Origin of the sequence: Neptuniibacter pectenicola (assembly GCF_001597735.1) — a bacterium.
In the GTDB taxonomy this organism is placed as follows: Bacteria; Pseudomonadota; Gammaproteobacteria; order Pseudomonadales; family Balneatricaceae; genus Neptuniibacter; species Neptuniibacter pectenicola.
The window spans coordinates 1-260 of record NZ_LUTS01000140.1 but is presented as its reverse complement, the minus strand read 5'-3'; the positions used below and the strand labels follow the sequence as shown (position 1 = coordinate 260).

The 260-nt window shown below is 45.4% G+C and carries 1 protein-coding gene; it reads left to right on the top strand.

The window, feature by feature from the left end; all coding sequences use genetic code 11:
* Window positions 1-260 (top strand): asparagine synthase-related protein (locus A3773_RS17240; RefSeq protein WP_231902240.1); only part of this gene is annotated, 260 nt, incomplete at both ends.

Genomic DNA, 260 nt, shown 5'->3' with positions numbered 1-260 from the left:
GTGTACCTTTCTTAGATAAAGAGTTTATCGATGTAGCAATGCGCTTAAACCCTGAAGACAAAATGTGTGGCAACGGTAAGATGGAAAAACACATCCTGCGTGAGTGTTTTGAACACTACCTTCCAGAGTCAATCGCATGGCGTCAAAAAGAGCAGTTCTCTGACGGCGTTGGCTACAGCTGGATTGACACACTTAAAGAAGTTGCTGAAGCTAAGGTCACTGACCAACAGATGGAAACAGCAGCCTTCCGCTTCCCATAC